General features: G+C 66.9%; 6 protein-coding genes. 1 reads left to right on the forward strand and 5 read right to left on the reverse strand.

Annotated elements, in window-relative coordinates:
• Positions 1–666 precede the first annotated feature (666 nt).
• Positions 667–2,526 (reverse strand): transglycosylase domain-containing protein, encoded by a 1,860-nt coding sequence (locus VED21_RS19745; RefSeq protein ID WP_324885179.1) that lies wholly within the window; start codon positions 2,524–2,526, stop codon positions 667–669.
• A 154-nt stretch (positions 2,527–2,680) separates the two neighbouring features.
• Between VED21_RS19745 and VED21_RS19750 the strand changes: the two genes are divergently transcribed.
• The gene (locus VED21_RS19750; RefSeq protein WP_324885181.1) at positions 2,681–2,992 is read left to right on the forward strand and encodes a polyhydroxyalkanoic acid system family protein; all 312 of its coding nucleotides are present in this window, start codon (positions 2,681–2,683) and stop codon (positions 2,990–2,992) included.
• 46 nt (positions 2,993–3,038) lie between these two features.
• Here the strand turns inward: VED21_RS19750 and VED21_RS19755 are convergent, their stop codons facing one another.
• The 4 genes from VED21_RS19755 to VED21_RS19770 all read right to left on the reverse strand — a co-directional run bounded on the left by VED21_RS19755 (position 3,039) and on the right by VED21_RS19770 (position 5,713).
• A complete protein-coding gene (locus VED21_RS19755) occupies positions 3,039–4,178 on the reverse strand; it encodes a hypothetical protein (protein WP_324885184.1) in 1,140 nt (379 codons plus the stop codon).
• Entirely contained in the window at positions 4,175–4,660 is a 486-nt protein-coding gene (locus VED21_RS19760) for a DUF4365 domain-containing protein (RefSeq protein WP_324885186.1), read from the reverse strand. The genes VED21_RS19755 and VED21_RS19760 overlap by 4 nt, the downstream gene beginning before the upstream one ends.
• 164 nt (positions 4,661–4,824) lie before the next feature.
• The gene (infC, locus tag VED21_RS19765) at positions 4,825–5,313 is read right to left on the reverse strand and encodes a translation initiation factor IF-3 (RefSeq protein ID WP_414638244.1); all 489 of its coding nucleotides are present in this window, start codon (positions 5,311–5,313) and stop codon (positions 4,825–4,827) included.
• Positions 5,314–5,359: 46 nt separating this feature from the next.
• Entirely contained in the window at positions 5,360–5,713 is a 354-nt protein-coding gene (locus VED21_RS19770; protein WP_324885188.1) for a YkgJ family cysteine cluster protein, read from the reverse strand.
• Between the last annotated feature and the right edge of the window lie 104 nt (positions 5,714–5,817).

Consider the following 5,817-nt stretch of genomic DNA (forward strand, 5'->3'; position numbering starts at 1 on the left):
CCACCGCCCCCACCGGAGCCCCCGCCACCACCGGAGCCCCCGCCGCCACCGGAGCCGCCACTTCCGCCACCAGAACCGCCACCTCCTCCAGAACCACCGCCTCCACCGGAACCACCGCCGCCGGAGCCTCCGGCCCCGCCGCCAGCGCCGCCGTCACCGCCTTTACCGGATCCGCCGCCCGACCGGCCGCCGCTGCCGGCCGATCCGCTGCCGCCCAAACCCGCCCCGCCGGGCGTGCCACTTCCCGCGGACGTACCCGCCGAGGTCCCCGCAGTGTTTCCCTGATCACCGCTCCCGGTACCCGTCGCCATGCCCTGCGCGGTTCCGGCCGTTGCGCCGCCGCGCTCCGGGCCGGAGCCGGCGCCGCCCTGGGCGCGCCGCCACGCCGGCAGCTGCGGGGGTGGGGGAGGGATGAACAGCGTGTTGAGGGCGAAGGCGTCCCCGCACAGGCCCTCCGCGCGGGCGCGGACCAGGGCGGCGTCGTCCAGCTGCCAGCAATCGACCGTCACCGCCCGGTCGAACGCGGCGCAGCCGGACAGGGCCGTCGCGGCCACACCGCCCAGCAGCCAAACGCGCACCTTCCGCCGTTTCCCGGCCATGGCCGAGCCCTCCCCCCGTTTCCCGTATCGAGCGAAACGGGGCAGCGGCCGGGGCGTTCCGGGCGCGTCAGCCCGCCTTCTTCAGTTTCGCGGCCTCGGCCATGAAGCCGCGCCAGATCTCGGCGGGGACGGAGCCGCCGGTGACACCCTTCATGGGCGTGTTGTCGTCGTTGCCCACCCACACGCCCACCGTCATGCCGTTGGCGAAGCCGACGAACAGCGCGTCGCGGTAGTCGTTGGTGGTGCCCGTCTTGCCGCCGGCCGCCTTTCCGCCCCCACCGTTGCCGAACGCCGCCACCCGGCCGGTGCCGTCCTTGCCCAGCACGCCGCGCAGCATGGCCTGCATGGCGGCGGCGGTCTGCGGCGCCAGCACGCGCTCCGGCGCCGGCGCGCCGACGGCGTAGACCTCCCGCCCGCGCGGATCGGCGATGCGCTGGAAGGCGCGCGCCTCGACGCGCAGGCCGCCGTTGGCGACCGAGGCGTAGGCCTGCGTCAGTTCCAGCAGCGTCGTCTCGCTGCTGCCCAGCGCCAGCCCCAGCGTGCGGTCCAGCGGCGTGCCGATGCCCAGGCGGCGCGCCATCTCCACGACCTCGCCGACATGCCCCTGGGTCAGGCGGACGGACGCCGTGTTGCTGGAACGCGCCAGCGCCTGCGCCAGCGTCATCCGCTCCGGATAACGGTCGTCGAAGTTGCGGATGCTCCGCTCGCCCGGCAGCTCGAAGCGGGAGCCGTCGACGACGCTGTCCGGCGTCAGCCCGCGCTCGAGCGCCGCCAAGTAAACGAACAGCTTGAAGGCGGAACCCGGCTGGCGCTTGGCCTGCATGGCGCGGTTGAAGTGGTCGCGCCGCGCCGCCGCGTCGCGCCCGCCGACCATGGCCAGCACCTCACCCGAATCGCTCAGCGCCACCAGTGCGCATTCGGCGTCGCCGATGCGGGCGGCGTTGCGCTTCAGCACCGCCTCCAGCGTGCGCACGGCGGCCACCTGCAGGTCGCGGTCCAGCGTGGTGCGCACGGTGAAGGTCGGCCCCGGCCCGGTGGTGTCCTTGCCCAGCTCCGCGTCCTTGCCGTAGAAGTCGGCGTGGAAGCGGTCGAAGCGCGCCTTGGCCATGGCGCGGAACCCGCCGGACACGGCCACGGCCGACCGGTTGGCCTCGGCCAGGGTCAGGCGCTGGCGCTTGGCGCGGTCGGCCTGCGCCCGGGTGATGAAGCCGGCGTCGGCCATGGTGTCCAGAACGATGGCCGCCTTCTCCTCCGCGCGCTTCTCGTCGGCGAAGGGGTTCAGGCGCGACGGTGCCGGCAGCATGCCGACCAGCACCGCCGACTCCTTCAGCGTCAGCTCCGTCGCCGGCTTGTTGAAATAGACCTTGGCCGCCGCCTCCACGCCATAGGCGCCGGTCCCGAAATAGGCGCGGTTAAGGTACAGGTACAGCACGTTCCGTTTGCCGACCTTTTCCTCGAATTCCTGCGCGGTGGCCAGTTCCTGCACCTTGCGGGTCCAGCGGTCCTCGTCCTTCAGGAAGATGTTCTTCATGGTTTGCTGGGTCAGCGTGCTGCCGCCCTGGCTGATGCGGCCCGACGTGACCGCCACCGACAGCGCGCGCGCCAGCCCCAGGTAGTCGAGCCCGGCGTGCTCGAAGAAGCGCCGGTCCTCCTTGGCGATCAGCGCCTGGAGCAGGTGGCGCGGCATTTTGTCCACCGGCACGGCGGCCCCGGCGTTCTCCCCCGACGACCCCAGGAAGCGCCCCTGCCGGTCCAGGAACCGCACGCCGCCCTCGCGGTTGTACGCCAGCACCTCGTCGACCGATCGGAAGGACTCGCCGAACAGGTCCAGGGCGCGGGCACCGTTGGTGGGGCCGGCGGCGAAGACGAGCGGGGCGGCGATGGCCAGCAGGGCCGTGGTCCGGCGCAGGAACGGGGAGCGGCGCATGGTCTTCCACAAGGTCACCCGCGCGGATCGCGGGCGCGCCACACGTCGTACCGCCGTGCAAGTTCTACAATTGGATACCCCCTAATTTCAGCGGGGGAGCGAAACCGACACCGTGGCTGTTATGGTGAGGGTTCCTGTTCCGCAAGAGGGCCGCATGAGCAAGCCGCTGACCGTCACCATCCCGCACCAGCTCGGCCGGCAGGAGGCGAAGGATCGCATCGACCGCGGCCTGGGCCAGCTCCGCTCCCAGCTGTCCAGCCTGCAGGCGAACGTCGAGGAGACCTGGACGGAAGACCGCCTGGACTTCCGCCTGTCCGTCCTGGCCCAGACCGTCGCCGGCCGCATCGACGTGGACGAGCGCGAAGTGCGCGTGGAGGTCGACCTGCCCTGGCTGCTCGCCAAGCTCGGCGAAAAGCTCACCCACCGCATCCGCGAACAGGGCATGCTGATGCTGGAGAAGAAGTGACGGGGGGGCGGATGGGTGCTGGGACCTGCTTCGGGCGCCGTCCGTATCATTCGGTCGGAAGAAACATGAGATTTCGCGGATTTCTCAGCTCAAGCCGAGCTCCGGCGGGGTAAATGTCGCCTTCCACCGAAACAGGGATTTTGCTCTCGAATGCATGAATAACCTTTTTGTATTCGGAGCGTTCAAATACCGCAGAAATCCGACGGGGGCGATCATCGACAAATGCTTGAAGGGTTGCGCGCCCGTCAAAATCCTGCGGTGAGCGTTCCAATGCGATGACAAAGCCACTAACCGTTTCGTCGAGCTTGGGCGATGTGCGGCGAAATTCTCGCGCCGCTTCTTCAATTATAGTGGCAAAGTCATTTGCGAATACATGCTTTGGGTTTGGACTTGGTGTGGGCCGGACGCGTGCCCAGGTCAGCCCGATTTCAATGCCCTTCGCGTGGCGGATCAAGCGTGCAACCGCATCACAGAGATTTGCGCTGACCCCCTTTGAGACACCGTCTTCGAAAGCCTTGAAGTCATCCGTTACGGCAGCTTCGGTAACAGCATCACTCAGTCCGGCAAGAGCCTCGTTGAGGCGTCGTGTGACGAGGCGTGGGTAGGGGTCATCTTCAAAAGACGAGTCGAGAGACAATTGCGCTGGACGCTTAAGCGCGGGGCTAACAGGTGAGAGCAGGTTTAGAACGTAGCTGCCTCGCTCGGATTGGCCAAGGCGGACAGAGTTCATGTACTCAACAGCCTGATCAATCTTGCGGGCATGGTAATAGGCTGCGGGCCGTATGGCAGAGCATGCGGCCGCATAGAGCAAATTCTCGGCATCCTCATGCAACACAACGCCATCGCGGATTGAAATCGCGCCAAATACATCGGCATCGGTGGAGCGGAGCCGGATTACATCTGAACCAGAAGCTTGCAGATCGCCGAGAACGGCAAGCTCAGAGCGGTTCTCCAGCTTTGCGATCGTTCGGACGGCTTCCGCCATTCGGTTGGCGTAGTCAACCAAGTCTCTCCGGCTCGGAAGCAGGATTTCCCAAGTTTCGCCGCCCTTGTCTTCCGTGACGTGGATCGTACCCTTGTCGCCGATGCGCCCTTCGTCGCGCCATCCCTGGCTCGACAAATAGGCTCGAACATCGATGTGCGACAAAGCCAGGAAGACGTCGCGATCCTCGATGTGGACGATCATGGGAATTGCCTCCGGTCCACCAGCGTCATTATGTCACGGAGTGAGGCGCTGTCGAAGGTCTGCAATCGCGGTAGATGCACGGTGACGGAGGTCAGGTTGTCGGTCGAGGGCATGCCGCAGAGGGACATCCAATAACCACAATGGCGAAGCGCCAATTCCTGTTCCGAGTGAACGACCCAATCTGATTCGTTTTCCGGCATGACAACAACGATCAAGATGCGCGGGACCAAGCAATCCCCACGCAGATCATCGTAATTTTTGATGCTCAACGGGAACGCGACGGTATCGGTTCCAAGGACGTTCTGCCCTGTGGATTTGGCCTGGAAATCCAGACGCGGCCTGCGCCCCTCCCGTCCCATGAGGGTTCCATCGATGCTCTCCTCATCCACTGGAGGCTCGCAGACCTGATAGCCTGCGACCGCGGCGACCGCCTGGATGTACGCCAGCGAGAAGCGGGAACGGCGCTGGTTCGGACTTAACATGGCAGGGGAAGTTCCATCGGCTCTGTGCCTTGAGTCTACCTCACGCGGGAAGTTCCCTCAACGCCGAGGCGAGATCAGAGGCCGTGGCTCGCCAAAAAAAAGCCCGCCGTCGCCGGCGGGCTCTTTTCGTGCGTGGTCACGCGGGACCGATCACTGGAGGGTGATTAGCGGGGGGCGATCACCATGACCATCTGGCGGCCTTCGAGCTTCGGCATCTGCTCGACCTTCGCCAGATCGGCCAGCCGGTCGCGCACGCGCAGAAGCACCTCCATGCCCAGGTGCTGGTGCGCCATCTCGCGGCCGCGGAAGCGCATGGTCACCTTGACCTTGTCGCCTTCCTCAAGGAAGCGGACGGCCGAGCGCATCTTGACTTCGTAATCGTTGTCGTCGATGCCCGGACGCAGCTTGATCTCCTTGAGTTCGATGATCTTCTGCTTCTTGCGCGCCTCGGCCGCCTTCTTCTGTTCCTCGAAACGGAACTTGCCGTAGTCGAGGATCTTGCAGACGGGGGGATCGGCCTGCGGCGCCACCTCGACCAGGTCGAGGTTGGCGTCGGCGGCGGCGTCGAACGCGTCGCGCAGCGACACCACGCCGATCATCTCGCCGTCGGCGCCGACGAGGCGAACGGTGCGTGCGGTGATTTCCCGGTTGATGCGCGGGCCTTCGCGGACCGGATCCGCGTCGTAGAGCTTGGCTATGTCACTCTCCTGAGGTTGTTTGGTGGCCTGATGTCGTTCGATGCATTTCTGGAACGGCGGCACCGCCGCCGTCCAGGCCGAAATGGGCGCGGACCGCGCGGCAGGCATCGCTGCCCGCCGCGAACTCCATGCACACCAGCGGGCGGTCGTCGTACACGCGGCAGTGTACGTCGGTCCCGATGGTGCCGGCCAGCGCCGCGCAGCGGTCGCCGTCGCACCGCATCCGCCCGTCTTCCTTCAGATGGGGCGGGATGCCGTCGCCGTCACGCTCGCCGACGAAGGCCGGCCATTCCCACGAATAGGCGCAGCAGCACCCGCAGGACTGGCAATCGGGAATCGCTTCGCCGGCGCGCATGGCCCTCCTCAGCGGCGCCGATCGGCCTTGCGGCCGGCCGGTGCCCCGTTGATGGCGGACACGAAGTCGCCGAACGCCATGGCCGACCGGCGCGGCGCGGCACC

Origin of the sequence: Azospirillum sp., from assembly GCF_035627195.1 — a bacterium.
GTDB lineage: Bacteria > Pseudomonadota > Alphaproteobacteria > Azospirillales > Azospirillaceae > Azospirillum.

Excerpts from the sequence above, each read along its gene's own strand:
- VED21_RS19760 (WP_324885186.1), bottom strand. The coding sequence starts at position 4,660 with ATGTTAAGTCCGAACCAGCGCCGTTCCCGCTTCTCGCTGGCGTACATC.
- VED21_RS19755 (WP_324885184.1), bottom strand. The coding sequence starts at position 4,178 with ATGATCGTCCACATCGAGGATCGCGACGTCTTCCTGGCTTTGTCGCAC.
- VED21_RS19750 (WP_324885181.1), top strand. The coding sequence starts at position 2,681 with ATGAGCAAGCCGCTGACCGTCACCATCCCGCACCAGCTCGGCCGGCAG.
- VED21_RS19770 (WP_324885188.1), bottom strand. The coding sequence starts at position 5,713 with ATGCGCGCCGGCGAAGCGATTCCCGATTGCCAGTCCTGCGGGTGCTGC.
- VED21_RS19745 (WP_324885179.1), bottom strand. The coding sequence starts at position 2,526 with ATGCGCCGCTCCCCGTTCCTGCGCCGGACCACGGCCCTGCTGGCCATC.